Raw genomic sequence first — 20,419 nt, 5'->3', positions numbered from 1 at the left:
TCGCCTACGTCGCGGCCGGGGAGTCCTCGGGCCGGGCCCTGGTCGGCACCGAGGTGGCGCTCCGGGCCCGGGTCCGGCAGGGCCGGAGGGTGGACGCGACGCGGAGCTGGCCGGGTCCGTCGACCGGCTGGAGCGGGACGAGCACGGCCGGCTGTGGATCATCGACCTCAAGACCGGGCGCACCAAGCCGCCGGCGTCCGAGATCGACGGGCACGCCCAGCTGGGGGCCTACCAGGTGGCCGTGGAGGAGGGGGCCTTCGCCGACCGGGCCCCCGGAGCCCGCAGCGGAGGGGCGCAGCTGGTGCATCTGGGCACACCGGGAAGGTCGTTCAGCACGCAGTCCCAGCCGGCGGTGCAGGATGCGGAGGACCCGGGCTGGGCCCGTCGCCTGGTCACCGAGGCGGCGGAGGGGATGGCCGGCAGCACCTTCCCGGCCCGCCGGGACGACCAGCTCTGCCGGACCTGCGTCGTCCGCTTCTCCTGCCCCCTCCAGCCCGAGGGGCAGCACCGGTGAGCCGGCCCTCGCTCGACGGGGGAGCGCGTCCGTCGTCCCGGCTGCCCCATCCCCCCCGGTTCAGCGCCGACGACCTCGCCACCGCGCTGGGGACCGACCTGCCCACCGAGGAGCAGCGGGCCGTCGTCGAGTTCGACCTGTCGCCGGCGGTCGTGGTGGCCGGGGCCGGGTCGGGCAAGACCGAGACGATGGCCTCCCGCGTCATCTGGCTCATCGCCAACGACTACGTCCGGCCCGAGGAGGTCCTGGGACTGACGTTCACCCGGAAGGCGGCGCACGAGCTGAGCGCCCGGCTGGCCGTCAAGCTCGAGCAGCTCCGCCGCACCGGGCTGTGGCTCCCCGCCGGGCAGGAAGAGGCCGTCGACGGGGAGGCCGTCGACCTGCCGACCGTGTCCACGTACCACGCCTACGCCGGACGGCTGGTGGCCGAGCACGGTCTGCGTCTCGGCGTGGAGCCGGACTCCCAGCTGCTGTCGGAGGCGGCCTGCTGGCAGCTCGCGCACGACGTGGTGTCCGGCTACGACGGTGACATGACCGCGACGGAGAAGGCGGAGTCGACGGTCGTGCGGGCCGTCCTGGACCTGGCGGGGGAGCTGGGGGAGCATCTCGTCGAACCCGAGGATGCGCTGGCGTGGCTGGAGCAGCTGGCCGATCGGGTCGCCCAGCTGCCGGGTCGGGACGGTCGCCGGCCGCTCGCCGCCGGCAGGGACCTGGCCGCGGCCCTGCGCGAGCAGGCCCTCGTCTACCCGATCGTGCAGCGCTACCGCCAGGCCAAGACGGCCCGCACGGCGCTCGACTTCGGGGACCAGATGGCCCTGGCGGCCCGTCTGGCGCGGGACGTGGCCGCCGTCGCCGACGGCGAGCGGGCACGCTACCGCGCCGTCCTGCTCGACGAGTTCCAGGACACCTCGGAGGCGCAGATGGTCCTCATGAGCTCGCTCTTCGGAGGTCTGGACCTGCCGATCACCGCCGTGGGGGACCCTCACCAGTCCATCTACGGGTGGCGTGGAGCCAGCGCCAGCACCCTCAGCCGGTTCCCCGAGGTGTTCGCGGCCGCCGGAAGGCCGGCGGCGGTGCTGAGCCTGAGCACCTCGTGGCGCAACGCCCGCAGCGTGCTGGCCGCCGCCAACGCCGTCGCCGGGGACCTGCAGGCGGCCACCAGGATCCCCGTCAGGACGCTGTCGCCCGCGCCCTCCGCGGGCCCCGGGCTGGTCGAGGTGGCCCGGCTCGTCGATCAGATCGAGGAGGCCGACCACGTCGCCGGCTGGGTGGCCGAGCACTTCGGTCCGGGCCGCACGGCGGCCGTGCTCTGCCGGGCCAGGGCCCAGTTCCCGGCGGTGGTCGACGCGCTGCGTCGACGAGGGCTGCCGGTGGAGGTGGTCGGGCTGGGCGGGCTGCTCGACACCCCCGAGATCCTCGACCTGGTCGCCGTGCTGTGGGCGACCCAGGAACCCACCCGCGGGGACCAGGTGATGAGGCTGCTCACCGGCCCCGTCTGCCGGCTGGGGGCCGGGGACGTGGACGCCCTCTGGGCCTGGGCGCGTGAGCTGAGCCGGCCTGGCGACGGTGCCGGGCCCCACGGGAGGGAGCACGCACCGGTGCTGGCCGAGGCGCTCGACCACCCACCACCCGTCGGCTGGCTCGGCCCCGGGGGCCGCCAGCTCTCGCCCGAGGGCGGTGACCGGGTCCGCAGACTGGCCGCGGTGCTGCGCCGGCTCCGCTCGCTGACCGGGCTGGCCCTGCCCGACCTCGTGGTCGAGGCGGAACGCTCCCTGGGCCTGGACCTCGAGGTGGCGGCGGACCCCGACCTCCACCCCGCCTGGGGCCGCGCCCAGCTGGACGCCCTCGCGGACGTGGCCGCCGGCTACGCAGCCAGCGCCGAGCGGCCCACGCTGGGCGGTTTCCTCGACTGGCTGGACGCCGCCCGTGCCCACGAGCGCGGTCTGGAGGAGGCCGAGGTCCCCGAGCTGGCGGAGGTGCACGTGGACGCCGGGGCCGTGCAGGTCCTCACCGTCCACGCGGCCAAGGGCCTCGAGTGGGACGTCGTGGCCGTGCCAGGGCTGGTCGAGGGCACCTTCCCGTCCGGCAGGGTCCAGCCCAAGGCACAGGCGGACGGCTGGGTGCTCGGTCCCCGCAAGGACCGCACCTGGCTCACCGGGATCGGGCGGCTCCCGACCCCGCTGAGGGGAGACCGGCAGGATCGTCCGGACCTGGGCTGGCAGGCCGTGGCGGACACGCACGAGCTGCGGGACGCACTGGAGGAGATGGCGCTGGAGGGAGGGGCCTATGCGGTCAGGGAGGAGCGGCGCCTGGCCTACGTGGCGTTCACCCGGGCCCGCCGGCGCATGCTGCTGACCGCGCCGGTGTGGTCCACGGGCAAGCTGCCCCGGGTCACCTCCCGGTTCCTCGAGGAGGTCCGGACCAGCACGGAGGTCGAGGTGTCCGTCCGTGGGTGGGCCGAGCTCCCGGACCCGCTCGACCCGGCCCAGCACCAGAATCCTCGGCTCGCCGAGGAGGAGACCGCGCCGTGGCCGACCTCGCCGGAGGCCCGACGGGACGCGGTCCGGGACGTCGGACACGCGCTGGTGACCGCACGCACGGCCGGGCCGGCAGGAGGGCCGCCGACGCCGGAGCAGGTGGAGTGGGAACGCCGGGCCCGGCTCCTCCTGGCCGACCGTGCCCGTGCCGTCGTTGCAGACGGGCCTGCCGAGCTGCCCGACCACCTGTCCACCTCGGCGGTCGTGGAGCTCTCCCGTGACCCCGAGGCCTTCCGGGCGGCGCTGCGAAGGCCGGTGCCCCGGCCGCCTGCCCCACGCGCGCGGACCGGGACGGCCTTCCACGCCTGGGTCGAGCAGCACTACGCCGCTGCCGCCCTCGTCGACCTCGACGACCTGGAGAAGGACTCCCCGGACGGCGACCCGGCGCAGGAGCTGGCCCAGCTCCAGGAGAACTTCCTGGCGAGCGAGTGGGCCGACCGGTCCCCGGTCGCCGTCGAGGTGGCCGTGGAGACGACCGTGGCCGGCCGACGGGTCAGAGGTCGGCTCGACGCCGTCTTCGCCGACGACGACGGCGGCCTGACACTCGTCGACTGGAAGACGGGCAGCCCGGGCACCGCCGAGGCGCAACGGCACCGCGCCCTCCAGCTGGCCATCTACCGCGTGGCCTACGCGCGCCTCACCGGCCGGCCGCCCGGGCAGGTGCGCGCGGCGTTCTTCTACGCCGCCACCGGGACGACCGTGCGCCCGCACCTTCCCGACGAGGTGGAGCTGGAGCGTCTCCTCGACGACCTGGTCGAGGGTCGTGCCGCCGGACAGGAGGGTGCGGCACCGTCAGGCTGACGTCACTCCCGGCCCGGTGAGGGCGTCGTGGACCCGTCCGTGGGGCGTACCTCCGGCCGCTGCTCCGACTTCCGTTCCTCGGCCTCGCCCTCGCCGCCGGCTGCACCCTGGCCGTCGGCCTGGCCCTCGCCGTCGGCCTCGGCCGCGTCCTCGGCGGGCATGCCGTAGAGCTCGGCCAGCCGGTGCTCGTCGTCGAGCCCGTCCTCCGGCCCGGGCCGGGGTCCGCTCTCCGCGTCGCTCAACTGCGGCCGGCGCGTCCCCACGGGCTCGACGGGCTGCTCGTGCCCATGGCCTTCCAGGACGTCGCCGGAGCGCTCGTCGTCGGCCTCCTCCGGGCCCGGCCCGGCGGGCGGCTCGTTCCACGCGTCGGCGTCCGGTCCGTCGTCGGCGGGCTCGTCCGACGTGGCTGCCTCCTCACCCACCTCGGTGGAGCCCTCCCCGAGGTCGGCCAGGGTCTGCCGGGGAACGGGGACCTCCATGGTGGCGTCGTCATCGACGTCGGCAGGCGGGATGTCGGGCGCGTCGTCGAGGACGGGCTCCTCGGGCGTCGCGGGTGCCGCGGGCTCCTGCGGAGCCTCGACCCCCGGCGGCTCGGTCGACGTCCCAGGACCGGGGGTGTCCAGCAGACCGGCCGCTCCGTCCGTCCCTGGCGTGGCGAGCGCCGTACCCGCGCGCGGCATCCCGTCCGCGGCCGCCCGGCGGGCGGTCATCGGGACGAGGGCGTCGTCGTCCTCGGTCAGCCGGTCCATCCGGCGCAGGGACTCCTCGGTCCGGCGGACGTCCTCGTCCCGTTCCTCTGCGACGGCCGCGGCCAGGCCGCGGAGCGCGCGCACCTCGGCGTGCAGCCGGGCGCGGACGTGCAGGTACGGGTCGGGCCGCTGGGCGCGGGCGAGGGTGTAGCTCTCCAGCACCGACTCCCACGCCTGCGGGGAGGCCTGGGCGCACAGCTCGGCGAGATCGACGGCGGGGTCGAGGACGCCGGCCTCCTCCCACCCGGTCACGGCCACGACGCGTCCGCTCGCGGCGTCGTCGTCGCCGAAGGTCACCAGCACGGTGCTACCGCGGAAACGGCCGTGGACCGGCGTGGTGGCGAACTGCCACAGCGGGGCGGCGTCGAAGGCCTCCTCCCACCGGGCCAGGAGCCCCGTCGGCACACGTCCGGTCTCCGCGGCCCTGTCCACCTCGGCGATCAGCCGCTGCCGGCAGCCGGCGGCGTCCATGACGGGGACGTCCTGCTCCTCGAAGGCGACGCGCGGGATGTTGTGCACCGCGGCCACGGCCCGCGCCAGGGCGCTGGCCAGGCCCGGACCGGCAGGCAACCTGCGCAGGTCGACGGGCGAGCCCTCCACGAAGGGGTAGACCGCGGCCCGGCCGTCCCGCCCCACGTCGGCGTACCCCACGGGGGCCGGGACCTTGAACGGCACGTGGCGCGACAGCTGGCGGACCAGCTCGTCGTGCTGCTGCAGCCGGGCTCCCGCGACCGGGGTCAGCGGTGCGCGGACCAGCCACCGGCGCCCGGTGGTGTCCTCGACCATGGCCAGCTGGTGCTCCTCGGGCGAGTCGTCGTCGGCCGGCCCGATCCCCGCCACCGCCACGGGCTTCATCCCGGGGACGGCGGCGCTGGCGAGGGCGGCCAGGGCCAGGTCGCTGCGCATCACGGGATCCACCGTATGCCGTGGCCGCCCCGCAGCCCGGCAGGCGGGGCGGTACGTCACAGGACGGCCTGCGCCTGCGCCTACAGTGGCCCGGTGAGCCCGCCCGACGAGACCCACCTCGACCTGGCGCTGTCCCGCTCCGTCGTGCCCCGGTCGGCGCACGAGCGTGCCGACGCGGCCACGCTCGAGCAGGCGCTGGCGGACCCCGGGACCCGGGTCCTGGAGCTGAGGGAGGGGCGCACCCGCCTGCGGGACGCTGCCTCCACCGGGCTGGCCCTTCGGGCGCCCGACGCCGACGACGCCGGGCGCACCCCCTGGTTCCTGGGGCGGCACGGAGGCACCGCATACCTGGCGGTGGACGTCGGGCCGTCCCACGACGGGGAGCCCGACCACGACGGCTGGGTGTCCCTGCGCGAGGTCGGCGCCGACCTCGACGACGTGGAGGCCGGGCTGCTCACGACCGCGACCGCGCTGCACGGCTGGCACCGCACCCACCGGCACTGCCCCCGGTGCGGCTCCGCCACCGACGTCGTCCAGGCCGGATGGGTGCGGCGCTGTCCCCGGGACGGGTCCGAGCACTACCCCCGGACGGACCCGGCCGTCATCATGGCCGTCGTCGACGACGAGGACAGGCTCCTGCTGGGCACGGGCCAGCCCTGGCCGGAGGGACGGGTCTCGGTCCTCGCCGGCTTCGTCGAGGCGGGGGAGACGCTGGAGGCCGCCGTCGCCCGCGAGGTGATGGAGGAGGTGGGGGTGCAGGTCACCGACGTGCGGTACCGGGGCAACCAGCCCTGGCCCTTCCCGGCCTCGCTCATGCTGGGCTTCCGCGCGAGGGCCGTGACCACCGACCTCACCGTGGACCGCACCGAGCTCAGGGCGGCGGCGTGGTACACCCGGGAGGAGCTGAGGGCCGGGGTCGAGGACGGGTCCCGCACCCTCCCGCCACGGGTCTCCATCGCCCGGGTCCTCGTCGAGGAGTGGTTCGGCGGCCCGATCACCGGACCGAGGGCGGTCCGGTGACGTCGTCCGTCCCGGCACGGGCCCCGGAGGAGCTGCTGGCCGGACTGGACCCCGAGCAGCGGGAGGTCGCGGCCAACCCCAGCGGCCCCATGGTCGTGCTCGCGGGTGCGGGGACGGGCAAGACCCGGGCGATCACCCACCGCATCGCCTACGGCGTGGCCGCCGGCGCCTACCACCCGGGGCGGGTGCTGGCCGTCACCTTCACCGTCCGCGCCGCGGGGGAGATGCGCACCCGGTTGCGCACGCTGGGCGTGCCCGGCGTGCAGGCGCGCACCTTCCACGCCGCCGCCCTGCGGCAGCTGCAGTTCTTCTGGCCGCAGGCGGTCGGCGGCGCCCCGCCGGACGTGGTCGCCCAGAAGGTGCCCCTCGTGGTCGAGGCGGCGGGGCGGCTGCGGCTCCGGCTGGACCGGGCCGGGCTGCGCGACGTCGCTGCGGAGATCGAGTGGGCCAAGGTGAGCATGCTCACCGCCGAGACCTACCCGGCCGCGGCACGGGCGGAGGGACGACAGCCGGCCGGTCTCGACGCCACCGCGATGGCCCGGGTGCTGGAGGTCTACGCAGAGGTCTGCGCCGAGCGGCACGTCATCGACTTCGAGGACGTGCTGCTCCTCACCGTGGGGCTGCTCGACGAGTACCCGCAGGTGGCGGCCCAGGTGCACCAGCAGTACCGCCACTTCGTCGTCGACGAGTACCAGGACGTCAACCGACTCCAGCAGCACCTCCTCGACCAGTGGGTCGGGCAGCGGGCCGACCTGTGCGTCGTCGGTGACCCCGCCCAGTCCATCTACTCCTTCACGGGCGCGTCGGCGGACCACCTGCTGTCCTTCGCCCGTCGGCACCCCGACGCGCGGACGGTCCGTCTGGTCCGCAACTACCGCAGCTCCCCGCAGGTGGTGCACCTGGCCAACCTCGTCCTGGGGGGCCGCCGCACGCCCGGCCCCCAGGAGGGTCGGACGGTGCCGGGCCGGGCCGCCCCGGTCGAGCTCGTCGCCCAGGCGGCGGACGGCCCTGCCCCCACCCTCACCGCCTACGACGACGACGAGAGCGAGGCCCGCGGCGTCGCCCAGAAGGTCACGTCCCTCCTGGGCGCAGGCGTTCCGGCCAGCGAGATCGCCGTGCTCTACCGCACCAACAGCCAGTCGGAGGCCGTCGAGTCCGCCCTGGCGCAGGCAGGCGTGCCCTACCTCGTCCGCGGGGGCGAACGATTCTTCTCCCGGGCCGAGGTCCGCTCGGCGGTCCTCCTCCTGCGGGGGGCCGTCCGGTCCGACGACGGGTCCGCCGCCCTGGGCGAGATCGTCCGAGGCGTCCTCTCCGGCGCGGGCTGGTCGCCGGACCCTCCGGCCGGCGGGGGCGCCACCCGTGAGCGTTGGGAGAGCCTGCAGGCGATCGCCCTGCTCGCCGACGACCTGGTCCGCAGCACCCCCGGTGCCCGGACCGCCGACCTGGTGGCCGAGCTCGACCGTCGGGCGGCCGAGCAGCACGCGCCCACCGTGCAGGGGATCACCCTCGCCTCGCTGCACGCCGCGAAAGGGCTGGAGTGGGATGCGGTCCTGCTCATCGGCTGCAGCGAGGGCCTGCTGCCCATCACCCTGGCGGACGGTCCGGAGCGGGTGGAGGAGGAGCGCCGGCTGCTGTACGTCGGGGTGACACGGGCGCGACGGCACCTCGACCTCAGCTGGGCCGGGTCCCGCTCGGCGGGCGGACGATCCACCCGCAAGGTGTCCCGGTTCCTGGCACCTGCCGCCACGGTGCTCGGGGGCTCGGCCGTCGGACCGACCGGCGGGCGGTCCCGCGGACGACGGGCGGCGACGGCCCGCACGCCTCGCACCTGCCGCAGCTGCGGGGCGCTGCTCTCGGGCGCGGCCGAACGCAAGGTCGGGCGCTGCTCGCAGTGCCCTCCCACCTACGACGAGGCGACCTTCGAGCAGCTGCGTCGGTGGCGTGTCGAGACGGCCAGGGCCCAGGGGGTCCCGGCCTTCGTCGTGTTCACCGACGCGACCCTGACGGCGATCGCCGAGCAGGACCCCCGGGACGCGGACGGCCTGCGGGCCATCTCGGGGGTCGGCGAGCGCAAGCTCGAGCTCTACGGGGACCGGGTGCTGGAGGTGCTCGAGGCCGCCCGGGAGGAGACGACCGGCCCAGGCGGCCCCAGGCCTGCCTGACCGGCCGCGGAAAAACCGTTGCCAGTTCTCGGGCGACGTCCTAGAGTTGCTCAGGTCCAGCCCACGGCACGCTGCCCGTGGGGTCGAGCGCAGACGGAAGGAGGGGAGCCCAGCATGAAGACGATCGTCCTCGGTCACGACGACACCGGTGTCGCCGCGCGCCCCCTGGGAGCTCCCGGCGTCCCGTCCGTCCCGCGCCCACGGGTGAGCTCCGCCCACGGAGCCCTCGGCGAAGGACGTGTGCTGCGTCCCGCCGTCTCCACCCTGACCACCCGACCCCACCCTGGACCCGACCACCGCCCGGACCACGTAGGCCGACCGCCTGCCGTCCGCACGGCCGCGGGTCCTCGTCCGAGGGCCCGCGGCCGTTCTGTGCCACCCTGCGTCTGCGCCGGGGGGGTGCCGGAGCCGCGGGGCACAGCCCAGGAGCACCCACCGCCATGACGACCTCGTCACCCGCCCCCGTCGACCGCCGTCCGTCCGAGGAAGGACCTGCCGTGCCCGGCGCCACCACGACCCGAACCACGACCACGCGCACCACCGCCGTCCGCCCCACCGGCGCCGGCGACTCAGCGGCCCCTGCCCTCCCGTCCGCGCCCGGGCCGACCGGCGCCGACGCGCTCGCCGAGCTGCCCTGCCGTCAGCACCCCGCCGACCTGTGGTTCGCCGAGCTGCCCCACGAGGTCGAGCAGGCCAAGGACCTGTGCGGGGCCTGCCCGATCCGCTCGGGCTGCCTCGCCGAGGCGTTGCGACGCGCGGAGCCCTGGGGCGTGTGGGGAGGGCAGCTGATCCTGCAGGGCCGGGTCGTGCCGCGCAAGCGCCCCCGCGGCCGGCCGCGCAAGGACGAGGTCGCGGCCTGACGTCGGCCCGGCCCTCAGCCCGGGTCGCCCGGGTCGCCGGGGTGCCAGGGACACGCCGGGTGGACCGGCCAGCGTCGGGTGACCACGTGGGGCGTCTGCAGGCCCACCTCGTGGGTCAGCCCGGGCTGCACGGGCCGTCGGTCGCGGACCGCCTCGAGCAGCAGCAGGACAAGACCCTCGGCGGCGGCCTGGAGAACCTCCGGGACCGGCGTGGGGCGGACCTGCTCGACCGGATGCCGAGGTGGGTGGCCACGACCGCCCACCGCGGGTCGCGGTCCCGGCGGTGCAGGTCAAGGCAGTGCAGGCACGGGCCCGTCGGGACGGTCACGGGGCCCACGACCACGCGCCGGGGCTGGACGACGACGGGAAGGACGGTCCGCCCGGAGCGGGCCGCGGCGAGCCCGACGTCGGGCGGGACCACGTGCTGGTGGACGGCCACCTCGGGCGCACGGCCGTCCTCGTCCTCCCCGTCGAGGAGGACCGGGGCGAGCGTTCGACGGAGGCGCCTGGCGATCGGGCCCGCTCCCCGGACCCGGACGGCGGTGCCCAGGCCCCCGGCGGGGTCGGCGTCGACCTCCGGAGCGCGGGCCGGTGCCGGCCCGGCGACGTCGGGGGGCCCGGCTCCCTGCGCGAGGGCCTGCGCCAGCGGAAGGACGCAGGAGAGGGGCTCCGATGCCGGCCCGGCGGGGGCCTCGGAGGTGGTCCGCCGCTGGCCCCCGGTGTCCCCTCCGGGGGAGAGGTGCACGACGACGGCTCCCGGGCCGACCCCGACCTGCCAGGTGGCGGCCGTGGCGGGGTCGGGCAGCGGGACCGTGCGACCGGTGCGGGGGGTGGCGCGGGAAGTCACCCGGCCACCCTGCCACCCGCCCAGCGGGCTGCGCCCTCGGCCGTCCACAGGCCGGGCGCCGGCTCGTCAGCGGTCGCCGCCGGGTTCGCCGGGGTCGTCCTGCTGCTGGTCGTCCGTGCCCGGGCCCGAGGGGTCCTCGGCCGAGGAGAGCAGGCGTTCGATGTCGGCGTCGGAGATCGAGACGTCCTCCTGCGCGGTCCCACGCCGCTCGGCATACCCCAGCGGGTCGTCGAGGTCCGCGGCGGTGGGTGCCACGTCAGGGTGGCCCCAGGCCTCGTCCCGTGCCGTCTGGCCGTGCGTCGACTCCAGGGCCGCGAACAGGTTGGCGGCGTCCCGCAGCCTCCGCGGCCGTAGCTCCAGCCCCACGAGCGAGGCGAAGGTCTTCTCCGCCGGCCCACCGCTGGCCCGACGACGACGGACCGCCTCCGCCAGCGCCCCAGCGTGCGGAAGGTGCTGGTCGGCGGCCTGGGCGGCGACCACGTCGACCCATCCCTCGACGAGGGCGAGGAGGGTCTCCAGCCGGGCCAGCGCCGCCTGCTGCGCCGGGCTCGGCTCTGTGGCGAACAGGCTGTCCCCCAGCGCCTCCTGCATGGCCTCGTGGTCCTGGGGGTCGGCCTTCCGCACGGCCTCCTCGATCCCGTCCGTGTTGATGCGGATGTCGCGGGCGTACTGCTCCACGGCGCCCAGCAGCTGCGGGCCGAGCCACGGCACCCCGGCGAACAGCCGTACCCGGGCGGCCTCGCGCACGGCCAGGTAGAGGTGCACCTCACCGGCGTCCACCTCCAGGCCCTCCGCGAAGGCGGCCACGTTGGCGGGCAGGATCGCGACGGACTCGTCGCCCGTGACCGGGATGCCCACCTCCGTGCCGGACACGATCTCGGTGGCCAGCGTGCCGACCGCCTGACCGACCTGGGCCCCGAACATGCTCGCGCTCATGCGGCGCACCATGGGCTCCATCTGCCCCATCAGCGCGGCCGGGTTCATCCCGGGGGGAAGCCCCGGGATCTCCGGTCCGCCCTCCTGGCCCAGCTGCGACATCTGCTCCCGGATCGCCGAGGACATGGCCGTCTGCAGGCCCTCGGCCACGGGCGCGGTCAGCCGCTCCCAGAGGGGCAGGGTCAGCTCGACCCACTCGGCCCGGCTGAGGGCCCGGGTCGGCCCCTCCGGCCGAGGCAGGTCGGTGACCTGGTCCAGCCACAGGGAGGCGACCTGCACCACCTGCTCCACGTCGCGCACCGTCGCCCCGCCGACCGAGACGTCGCCGGCGTCCTGGGCGACCACCTGGCGCGCGACGTCCCGGGCCAGCTCGGAGTTGACCGGGCCGTCGTCACCGCCACCCCCGCCGAGGAGCAGCTCCATCTGGGACCGCATCTGCCGGATCTGCTGGGGGTCCATCGAGCCCAGCCCCATGGCCTCGAGGGCCTCCCGCATCTGCGGCGGGACCGGTCCGCCGAGCAGGGCCTCGAAGGGGTCCGGCTCGTCGTCGGGGCGTTCGGAGGGCGGGTTCTGGGACACGTCGGCTCTCTTCCTTCCGCACGGGGTCGGTCGACCAAGCCTGCCACGGCGGGCGGGCGGCGGCCGTCCGGGCCGGGTCGACCCGGCGCTGCACCCACGACAACGCCGGGGGACCGCTCGCCGTTCCGACGCCCCTCGGGCACGCCGTCCTGTTGCTCGTCCAACCGGTTCCCAGGGCGGGTGCGGCATGATGGCGCGGTGAGTGCTGAGCAGCCGACCGTCGTCGCCGAGGTGCGCGAGGCCCCCCTCTCCGTGGACGAGGCGCTGGCCGCCGTCAACCATCCCCGGGCGGGGGGAGTGGCCCTGTTCGTCGGCACCGTGCGGGAGCACGACGAGGGGCGTGAGGGGGTCGCCGTCCTCGAGTACAGCGCCCACCCCGGCGCCGTCGAGCACCTGCGCAGGATCGCCGGCGCGGTGGCGGCCCTGGACCAGGTCCAGGGGGTGTATGCCGTGCACCGCACCGGGCAGCTGCGGGTCGGCGACCTCGCGGTGGTGTGCGCGGTCGCCGCCGAGCACCGGGCGGAGGCGTTCGACGGTGCCCGTCGGCTGATCGAGGAGCTCAAGGCGGAGGTGCCGATCTGGAAGCGCCAGGAGTGGTCCGAGGGGGACCACAGCTGGGTGGGCCTGTGACGAGGAGGGCACCGTGAGCGAGGGCTACCACCACGGCTATCCGCGGCAGCAGCCGGACCGGGTCCCGCACACCGGCATCGGCCGGCGTTCGGGGGCGACCCTGCTGCTGGTCCCCCTGCTCGTGGTGGCTGCGGCCGCCGCCAGCTGGGTCGGGGTGGACAAGGTCGTGTACGAACCCGGCCCGGTATTCGACACCCTGGACTCCATCGACGGGACCCCGGTCGTGGTCCTCGACCCCGGGCTGGAGGACCACCCGACCGAGGGTGACCTGTTCTTCACCACCGTCCGCCTCGACGGCGGACCGGGGGAGAAGGTCACCCTCCTGGAGTGGGGCCGGGCGGCGCTCGACCCCGCCCTGACCGTCCACCCGCGGGAGGAGATCTTCCCCGAGCAGGTGACCGCCGAGCAGGTGCGTGAGCAGAACACCGAGCTGATGGAGCACTCCCAGCAGGACGCCGCCGTCGTCGCCCTCCGGGAGGCCGGCATCGAGGTCCCCGAGGACATCATCGTGGCCCAGGTCATCGCCGACGCGCCGGCCGACGGCGTGCTGCACGTGGACGACGAGATCCTCGAGGTCGAGGGCGAGCCCATGACCGACGCGGAGACCGTCCGGTCCCGGCTGCAGGAGGTCACCGCGGGCGAGAGCGCCTCCATGACGCTGGTCCGCGACGGCGAGGAGGTCACCCTCGACGTGCCCACGGTGCGGGACGAGGAGAGCGGGCGCACCATCGTCGGCGTCTACCTGGCCCCCCGGTACGACATGCCCTACGACGTGACCATCAGCGCGGGCAACGTCGGCGGGCCCAGCGCCGGCCTGATGTTCTCGCTGGCCATCTACGACCGGATCACGCCCGGAGCCCTGACCGGGGGACGGTCGGTGGCCGGGACGGGCACGATCAGCGGGCTGGGCAACGTGGGCCCGATCAGCGGGATCCGCCAGAAGATGTATGCCGCGGAGGAGGCCGGGGTCGAGCTGTTCCTCGCGCCGGAGGACAACTGCGACGAGGTGGTCGAGGGTCGGCCCGACGGGCTGGTGGTGGTGCCGGTCGCCACGTTCGCGGAGGCCCGGGAGCACGTGGAGGCGGCGGCGGGGTCGGACGACGTCGGCGCCCTCGACCTGCCCAGCTGCCAGGACGTCGTTGACGAGGACGGGGCCCCCGCCACGGGATGAGCCGAGCTCCCGGCCGGGCGGTCAGTCGTCCTGCAGGGTCGCTGCGAGCGCGTGGGTCAGCCCCGGGGCCAGGTCCCGGCCGACGGCGACGGCGTCGTCCTCGTCGTGGTCGCGCTGACGCAGCAGGCAGACCTGCTCCCCGGTCCGCAGGCACGCGGCGAGCAGCCGGACGTCCTTGCGGGCCGGGTGCGCCGCCAGCCGGTCGGTCGCGAGCCGGGGATCGTCGGGCAGGTCCCGCTCCGCCTCCGGCGGGACGACGATGCGTTCGACGGAGAGCGCGACGCCGTCCACCTCGTCGGGCCAGGCCATCCGGCCCAGGAGGGACTCCAGGTCGGAGGTGGGGGGCAGGCCCTCCTGCTCGATGGCCGTGTAGCCGTCGTCGTTCGCGTCGCCGAGCCGTTCCACCAGGTCGGGCTCCCGGTCGCGCAGCACCCGGGTGCGGACGAGGGCGAACAACCGGGGCGGCTGGTCCCAGCCGACCCGGGCCACGTGCCGCTCGGTGTCGACCGCTGCGGTCAGGAGGGGGGACGGGACGGTGGACGCTGGCTGGTCGGGTGTCACCCGCCCATGGTGCCACCGCCCGCGGTTCCGGAACATCCAGGGAAGCCGTCTAGGGTGGACCGCGTGAGCGACCAGGACAGCAGTCACGACCCCGACGAGCCCGTGGGCCCGCCATCCGGTGGTGGTCCTGGCTCCGCGGACGGCCCCCGCGGCGGGCCGTCCGGCCCCGCGTCCGCCGGGGGTGGACCAGCGGGTCCCGGTTCCGGAGGAGCAGGGGGCGGTCGCCCCGGACCCGGTCGTCCCGGCCCGGGCGGAGGGGGGCCCCGCCGTCCCGCCGGACCACGTGGCCCGGCCCGGCCCGGTCGCAGCCGGTGGGTGCCCACGGTCCTCATCCTGCTGGGTCTGCTGTCGGTCGTGGGGTATGCCGCCACGCTGTGGACGGAGTTCCTCTGGTACGACTCGGTCGGCTACCGCACCGTCCTGACCACGCGGCTGCTGACCCAGGTCGCGCTCTTCCTCGGCGCGGGCGCATCACCGCGCTCATCGTCTGGTCGGGGCTGTGGCTGGCCTGGCGGCACCGGCCCGTCTACGCCCCGAGCACACCGGAGCAGGCCGCGCTGGACCGCTACCGCAGCGCCCTGGACCCGGTCCGCAAGCTGGTCTTCGTCGCCGTCCCCCTCGTCCTGGGCGGCTTCACCGGCACCGCCGCGGCGTCCCAGTGGCAGAACATCCTGCTCTTCCTGCACCGGGAGCCGTTCGGGGTCGAGGACCCCGAGTTCGGGCTGGACGTGGGCTTCTTCGTCTTCAGCCTGCCCTTCTGGCAGATGCTGGTCTCCTACAGCACGCTGGTCCTGGGCCTGAGCCTGGTCGGCGCCCTGGTGACCCACTACATCTACGGAGGGCTCCAGCTGCAGGCCGGACCGGGCGCCCCCGGACCACGACCGCGGCCCGGATCCACCTGGCGGTCCTCCTGGCCCTGCTGCTGGTGGTCCGCGCCGGCGGGTACTGGATCGAGCGCTTCACTCTGTCGATGAACGAGCACGCGCGCATCACCGGCATGACCTACACCGACGTCAACGCCGTGCTGCCCACCCGCAGCATCCTTGCCGTGGCCTCCCTGCTGGCCGCAGCCTTCTTCCTGTCCACGATCTGGACCAAGGCCTGGCGGCTGCCGCTCATCAGCCTGGCCGGGCTGCTCGTGGTCTCGTTGCTGCTGGGCGGGGTCTACCCCTCCCTCGTCCAGTCGTTGCAGGTGCGTCCGTCCGAGGCCCAGCTCGAGGTGCCCTACATCGAGCGGGCCATCGACAGCACGCTGGCGGCGTACGACCTGGAAGGGCTGGAGAAGATCGACTTCGACGCCGAGACCGAGGCCGAGCCCGGTCAGCTGCGTGCCGACGCCGACACCATCCCCGGGATCCGCATCGTCGACCCCTCGGTCGTCTCGCCGACCTTCCGTCAGCTGCAGGGCGTGCGCAACTACTACCAGTTCGCCGACGCGCTCGACGTGGGCAGCTACGAGGTCGACGGCGAGACGGTCGACACCGTCATCGCCGTCCGTGAGCTCAACCTGGACGGCATCTCCGCCGCCCAGCGCAACTGGGTCAACGACCACACGGTCTACACCCACGGCTTCGGCGTGGTCGCCGCCTACGGCAACCGCCGCTCCACGGAGGGCGAGCCGCTCTTCTTCGAACGGAACATCCCGCCCATCGGAGGGCTGGGCGACTACGAGCCCCGGATCTACTTCGGCGAGGCGTCGACGAACTACTCGATCGTCGGGGCGGCCGAGGGAGAGGGCCCGCGGGAGCTGGACTACCCGGCGAGCGGCCAGGAGACCGGCGAGGTGCGCAACACCTACGACGGCACCGGAGGGGTGGAGATCGGGTCGATCGTCCGCCGCGCTGCCTACGCGATCAAGTACCGCCAGATCGAGATCATGCTCTCGGACTCGCTCAACGAGAACTCCCGGATGCTCGACCACCGGGAGCCCCGCGAGCGGGTGGAGCGGGTGGCGCCCTGGCTGCGGCTGGACGGCAACCCCTACCCCGCGGTGGTGGACGAGAGGGTGCAGTGGGTCGTGGACGGCTACACCGTGAGCAACCGCTACCCGTACAGCCAGATGGAGGAGCTGGGCGCCGTGACCGCGGACTCGCGGGTCGCCCAGGCCGAGAACATCACCACGATCGGGGCCGGCCAGGTCAACTACATCCGCAACTCGGTCAAGGCCACGGTGGACGCCTACGACGGCACCGTGCGGCTCTATGCCTGGGACGAGGAGGACCCCCTGCTCAAGGCGTGGTCCAGCGCCTTCGACGGGACCGTGCTGCCGATGTCGCAGATCGACGGCGACCTGATGGACCACCTGCGCTACCCCGAGGACCTGTTCAAGGTGCAGCGCTCGGTGCTCTCGCGCTACCACGTGCAGGACGCCGGGTCCTTCTTCACCGGACAGGACTTCTGGACCGTCTCGGAGGACCCCAGCGTCCCCGGTGAGACCAAACCGGACATGCCCCCGCACTACCTCTCGGTGGCCCTGCCCGGGCAGGACGAGCCGACGTTCAGCCTGACGACCACCTACATCCCGGCGGGGTCGCAGCGGCAGAACCTCACCGGCTACCTGGCGGTCGACGCCGACGCCGGCAGCCAGGCGGGTGAACGCCGCGACGACTTCGGACAGCTGCGGATGCTCGTGCTGCCGCGGGACACCACGGTCCGTGGTCCGGGGCAGTTCCAGAACGACATCAACTCCTCGGACGCCAACTCGCAGGCGTTCGCCCAGACGCTGTCGCAGTTCATCAACCTGAACAGCTCCGACGACTCCCGGGTCGACTACGGCAACCTGCTGACGCTGCCGGTCGGCGGGGGCCTGCTCTACGTCGAGCCCATCTACGTGCAGGCCCGTAGCGCGTCCGCCTACCCGCTGCAGCGCGTCGTCGTCGTCGCCTTCGGCAACGACCTGGCCTGGTCGGACACCCTGGACGGCGCCCTCGACGAGCTGTTCGGCGGCGACTCGGGCGCGACGGCGGGCGACGCCGGGGCGTCCGGCGCCCCCGAGGACGGGGCCGAGGAGCCGGAGGCCGAGCTGGATCCGGACATGGCGCTGGCCCGGGCGGTGGCCGACATCGAGCAGGCCTACGCCGAGGGTCAGGAGGCGCTCGAGGCCGGGGACTGGGAGCCTACGGCCAGGCCCAGGAGCGGCTGCAGGACGCCATCGCGCGGGCCGTGCAGGCCAGCCCCGAGGGTGGTTCGGTCTCCGTGGACGGTGCCGAGCAGACCCAGGCACCGGGGGACGAGGCGGAGGTCACCGCCGAGCCGTGACGGCTGCGGGCCGCAGGAGGGCGATTTGGTCCTCCGCGGCCCGTGGCCTAGAGTAGGTGGAGCAACGACGCGGGGTGGAGCAGTTCGGTAGCTCGCCGGGCTCATAACCCGGAGGTCGCAGGTTCAAATCCTGCCCCCGCTACCACCGCGACGAAGGCCCGGACCGACACGGTCCGGGCTTTCGTCCGTCCCGGGCCCAGCCGGTGCCCGGGCCGCACGTACAGTGGCCCCACCATGCCTCTCGACTACCCCGTCTCGACGACCACGCTCGACAACGGGCTGCGCGTCGTGGTCAGTCCGGACCGGTCGGTGCCCGCCCTGTCCCTCAACCTCTGGGTGGACGTGGGGTCGCGCCACGAACGCCCGGGACGGACGGGCCTGGCCCACCTGTTCGAGCACCTCATGTTCCAGGGGTCCGAGCTCGTCGGCGAGGGCGAGCACATGTCGCTGCTCATGGCCCACGGCGGGCGCTCTAACGCCACCACGTCCTTCGACCGCACGACGTACGTGGAGTCCGTGCCGTCCGGTGTGCTCGACCTGGCCCTGTGGCTGGAGGCCGACCGGCACGGCCACCTGCTCCCCGCGCTGACCCAGACCACCCTCGACAACCAGCGGGACGTGGTGGTGGAGGAGAAGCGGCAGCGCTACGACACCGTCCCGTACGGCCAGGCCCTCGCGCACGCCTGCCAGGCCGTCTTCCCCGCCGGACACCCCTACCACCACACGACGATCGGGGAGATGGACGACCTCCTGTCCGCCGACCTGTCCGACGTCCACGCCTTCTACCGTGCCCACTACGGCCCGCGCACGACCACGCTCACGGTCGTCGGCGACGTGGACCCCGCCCAGGTGGTGGACCGCGCCCAGCACTTCCTGGGGCACCTCGTCGACGGGACCGAGGACCGTCCTCCTCGCCGCCCCACGCTGGGACCCTCGTCCGACCCCGTCGTCCGCGACCTCGTCGAGGACGTCCCCTCCGACCGGCTGTACCTGACCTTCCGGCTGCCCCCGGTGACCGATCCCCAGTTCCTGCACTGCGCCATGGCGCTGGACGCCCTGGCGTCCCTGGACGTCTCGCGGCTGCACCGTCGCCTGCTGCGGCGGGAGGAGAGCGCGAGCGGCGTCCATGCCTCGGCCCTCGGTCTGGTGGACGGTGCCAGCCTGGGGCTGCTGGTCCTGGACGTGGCGGACGGGACGGACCCCGGCGAGGTCGAGGCCGCGGTGCACGAGGAACTGGCCTCCCTGGGGGAGGCCGGCCCCGGCGAGACCGAGCTGGAGGCCTCCCGGGCGGACACCGAGCGGTCCTGGCTCGAGGCGTTGTCCTCGCACGACGAGCGCGCCGAGCTGCTGTCCCGGGCCGCGGTGAGCCTGGGGGACGCGGGTCAGGTCAACACCTACCTGGACGACGTCATGGCCGTCGGTCCCGACGAGGTCCGGCAGGCGGCGGCGACCTGGTTGTCCCCCGAGGTGATGAGCACGCTGCGCTACCGCAGGGCCGGTGCCGGGTCCGGAGGGGTCCCACGGACCGCGACGGCCCAGGGGGCCGCCGCGCACACGGCCGGGGAACTGCCGTGAACGGCCGCGTGACCGAGCGCCCGCAGGTGGGTCCCCCTGCCCCGTGGTCCTTCCCGGAGCCGTCCGTCGTGCCCCTGCCCAACGGGATGCGGCTCCTGCTCGTCGACCTCCCCGGTCAGCACGTGCTCTCCCTCCGGGTCTTCCTGCCGCTGCCCGTCTCCGACGAGGAGCGCGGGACCGAGGGCGCCACCCTGCTGATGGCCCGCGCCCTCGACGAGGGGACGTCCCAGCACACCGGGGAGCAGCTGGCCGAGCTCACGGAACGTCACGGCATCGCCTGGGGTGCCGGTGCGGGCGAGCGAGGCGTGCACCTTGGTCTGGAGGTCGCGGGGCGTCACCTCGGCATCGCGCTGGCCCTGCTGACCGAGTGCCTCTCCTCGGCGAGCTTTCCCGAGGCCGAGGTGGACCGCCTGCGGCGGCACCGGCTCGTCGACCTGGCCCACGAGCACGCGGACCCCGGGGTCCGTGCCGCCCGGGCCTTCACCGCCGCCTACTTCGACCCCCGGGACCGTCCCCACCTCCCGGTGGGCGGGACGACGGCGACCGTCTCGAGGCTGACCAGCGACCACCTCCGCGACCGGCACGCGCAGCTGACCGCCCGGGGCGCGACCGTGGTCCTGGTCGGCGACCTCTCCGACGCCCCGTCCGCGGTCGGCACGGTGGCGGCCACGGTGGGCGCCTGGAAGGGCGACGACGAGGTGGCCGGGGCGCCCGGACCCGCACGCCGGTCGGACCGGGCCCACCGGACCGTGCTCGTCCCGCGCCCCGGCCTGGCGCAGACCGAGATCTACCTCGGCCGGCCCGGCCCCGACCGGCGCACGCCCCGGGGCTGGGGCACCTACCAGGTCCTCGCCATGCTCCTGGGAGGAGCCCCGCACGCCCGCCTCGACCGCGTGCTGCGCGAGGAGCGGGGCTACACCTACGGCGTGCGCCTGGGGTTCCGGCCGCGCAGCGTCGGCGGCACCACGGTGGTCGCCGGATCCGTGCGGGCCGACGTGACCGTCCCGGCGCTGGCCGAGACCCTCCGCATCCTCGACGTCCCCGGACCGGAGATCACCGACCGGGAGGTCCGGGAGGCGGCGGACTTCGTGGCCATGACCGCCCCCGGGCGGTACGCCACCGCCGACGCCGTGGCGGACGAGCTGGTGTCGCTGGCGGGGGAGGGGCTGGCCCTGGACACCGTCACGCAGACCTTGTCCCAGGTGCGCGGGCTGGAGCGCGACGCGGTCGGGGCGGCCTGGGAGAGGTGCGGGCGTCCGCCCCGTGGACGGTGGTCCTGGTGGGGGACCCCGACCGGACGGCCGGCCTAGAGC

Annotated in this window: 15 protein-coding genes and 1 tRNA gene; 12 read left to right on the top strand and 4 right to left on the bottom strand. The window is 74.9% G+C overall.

Going from position 1 to position 20,419, the window contains the following annotated elements; all coding sequences use genetic code 11:
* The first annotated feature begins 106 nt into the window (after positions 1 to 106).
* Positions 107 to 514, top strand: coding sequence for a RecB family exonuclease (locus BJF81_RS21695; RefSeq protein WP_446740576.1), 408 nt, complete (start codon positions 107 to 109; stop codon positions 512 to 514).
* Positions 511 to 3,852 (top strand): ATP-dependent helicase, encoded by a 3,342-nt coding sequence (locus tag BJF81_RS17055; protein WP_446740575.1) that lies wholly within the window; start codon positions 511 to 513, stop codon positions 3,850 to 3,852. Before BJF81_RS21695 ends, BJF81_RS17055 begins: the two co-directional genes overlap by 4 nt.
* A 2-nt stretch (positions 3,853 to 3,854) precedes the next feature.
* Here BJF81_RS17055 and BJF81_RS15735 read toward each other — a convergent pair whose 3' ends face one another.
* Positions 3,855 to 5,507 (bottom strand): phosphotransferase, encoded by a 1,653-nt coding sequence (locus tag BJF81_RS15735; protein ID WP_075959123.1) that lies wholly within the window; start codon positions 5,505 to 5,507, stop codon positions 3,855 to 3,857.
* Positions 5,508 to 5,600: 93 nt separating this feature from the next.
* Between BJF81_RS15735 and nudC the strand changes: the two genes are divergently transcribed.
* The 3 genes from nudC (at position 5,601) to BJF81_RS21690 (ending at position 9,549) form a co-directional block, all read left to right on the top strand.
* Entirely contained in the window at positions 5,601 to 6,527 is a 927-nt protein-coding gene (nudC, locus tag BJF81_RS15730) for an NAD(+) diphosphatase (protein WP_075959122.1), read from the top strand.
* Positions 6,524 to 8,689: an ATP-dependent DNA helicase UvrD2 gene (locus BJF81_RS15725; RefSeq protein ID WP_075959168.1), complete on the top strand. Its 2,166-nt coding sequence runs from the start codon at positions 6,524 to 6,526 to the stop codon at positions 8,687 to 8,689. Before nudC ends, BJF81_RS15725 begins: the two co-directional genes overlap by 4 nt.
* Positions 8,690 to 9,186: 497 nt before the next feature.
* Positions 9,187 to 9,549 carry a WhiB family transcriptional regulator gene (locus BJF81_RS21690; RefSeq protein WP_446740574.1) on the top strand — a complete coding sequence of 121 codons (363 nt, stop codon included), beginning with the start codon at positions 9,187 to 9,189 and terminating at the stop codon, positions 9,547 to 9,549.
* A 115-nt stretch (positions 9,550 to 9,664) separates the two neighbouring features.
* Here BJF81_RS21690 and BJF81_RS15715 read toward each other — a convergent pair whose 3' ends face one another.
* Together BJF81_RS15715 and BJF81_RS15710 are read right to left on the bottom strand one after the other, a co-directional pair.
* Positions 9,665 to 10,396: a hypothetical protein gene (locus BJF81_RS15715; RefSeq protein WP_083664304.1), complete on the bottom strand. Its 732-nt coding sequence runs from the start codon at positions 10,394 to 10,396 to the stop codon at positions 9,665 to 9,667.
* A gap of 66 nt (positions 10,397 to 10,462) precedes the next feature.
* Entirely contained in the window at positions 10,463 to 11,911 is a 1,449-nt protein-coding gene (locus BJF81_RS15710) for a zinc-dependent metalloprotease (protein WP_075959120.1), read from the bottom strand.
* Positions 11,912 to 12,109: 198 nt separating this feature from the next.
* Here BJF81_RS15710 and BJF81_RS15705 point away from each other — a divergent pair, with 198 nt between their 5' ends.
* Together BJF81_RS15705 and BJF81_RS15700 are read left to right on the top strand one after the other, a co-directional pair.
* Positions 12,110 to 12,541, top strand: coding sequence for a molybdenum cofactor biosynthesis protein MoaE (locus BJF81_RS15705; RefSeq protein ID WP_342447171.1), 432 nt, complete (start codon positions 12,110 to 12,112; stop codon positions 12,539 to 12,541).
* 13 nt (positions 12,542 to 12,554) lie between these two features.
* The gene (locus BJF81_RS15700; protein WP_083664303.1) at positions 12,555 to 13,712 is read left to right on the top strand and encodes a YlbL family protein; all 1,158 of its coding nucleotides are present in this window, start codon (positions 12,555 to 12,557) and stop codon (positions 13,710 to 13,712) included.
* Between the two features lie 21 nt (positions 13,713 to 13,733).
* Here BJF81_RS15700 and BJF81_RS15695 read toward each other — a convergent pair whose 3' ends face one another.
* On the bottom strand, positions 13,734 to 14,309 hold the full coding sequence (locus BJF81_RS15695) for a PPA1309 family protein (RefSeq protein ID WP_446740573.1): 576 nt from the start codon (positions 14,307 to 14,309) through the stop codon (positions 13,734 to 13,736).
* 338 nt (positions 14,310 to 14,647) lie between these two features.
* Between BJF81_RS15695 and BJF81_RS20485 the strand changes: the two genes are divergently transcribed.
* The 5 genes from BJF81_RS20485 to BJF81_RS15675 all read left to right on the top strand — a co-directional run bounded on the left by BJF81_RS20485 (position 14,648) and on the right by BJF81_RS15675 (position 20,416).
* Positions 14,648 to 15,247 carry a UPF0182 family protein gene (locus tag BJF81_RS20485; RefSeq protein ID WP_269087352.1) on the top strand — a complete coding sequence of 200 codons (600 nt, stop codon included), beginning with the start codon at positions 14,648 to 14,650 and terminating at the stop codon, positions 15,245 to 15,247.
* Positions 15,199 to 17,622, top strand: a complete 2,424-nt coding sequence (locus BJF81_RS15690; RefSeq protein WP_446740572.1) for a UPF0182 family membrane protein — start codon at positions 15,199 to 15,201, stop codon at positions 17,620 to 17,622. Before BJF81_RS20485 ends, BJF81_RS15690 begins: the two co-directional genes overlap by 49 nt.
* Positions 17,600 to 17,676 (top strand) — tRNA-Met (locus BJF81_RS15685). The genes BJF81_RS15690 and BJF81_RS15685 overlap by 23 nt, the downstream gene beginning before the upstream one ends.
* 89 nt (positions 17,677 to 17,765) lie before the next feature.
* Positions 17,766 to 19,106 carry a M16 family metallopeptidase gene (locus BJF81_RS15680; RefSeq protein WP_075959117.1) on the top strand — a complete coding sequence of 447 codons (1,341 nt, stop codon included), beginning with the start codon at positions 17,766 to 17,768 and terminating at the stop codon, positions 19,104 to 19,106.
* Positions 19,107 to 19,114: 8 nt separating this feature from the next.
* Complete coding sequence (locus BJF81_RS15675) at positions 19,115 to 20,416, top strand: M16 family metallopeptidase (protein ID WP_143780908.1); 1,302 nt, start codon at positions 19,115 to 19,117, stop codon at positions 20,414 to 20,416.
* Positions 20,417 to 20,419 lie beyond the last annotated feature (3 nt).

The sequence above is a fragment of the Ornithinimicrobium sp. CNJ-824 genome (assembly GCF_001942405.1).
Lineage (GTDB): Bacteria > Actinomycetota > Actinomycetes > Actinomycetales > Dermatophilaceae > Ornithinicoccus > Ornithinicoccus kibberensis.
This window is presented reverse-complemented; position numbering and strand designations above follow the sequence as displayed.

What these genes read in the sequence shown, in the direction of transcription:
- BJF81_RS15695 (WP_446740573.1), bottom strand. Translation starts at nt 14,309, where the DNA reads ATGTTCCGGAACCGCGGGCGGTGGCACCATGGGCGGGTGACACCCGAC.
- BJF81_RS15735 (WP_075959123.1), bottom strand. Translation starts at nt 5,507, where the DNA reads ATGCGCAGCGACCTGGCCCTGGCCGCCCTCGCCAGCGCCGCCGTCCCC.
- BJF81_RS15680 (WP_075959117.1), top strand. Translation starts at nt 17,766, where the DNA reads ATGCCTCTCGACTACCCCGTCTCGACGACCACGCTCGACAACGGGCTG.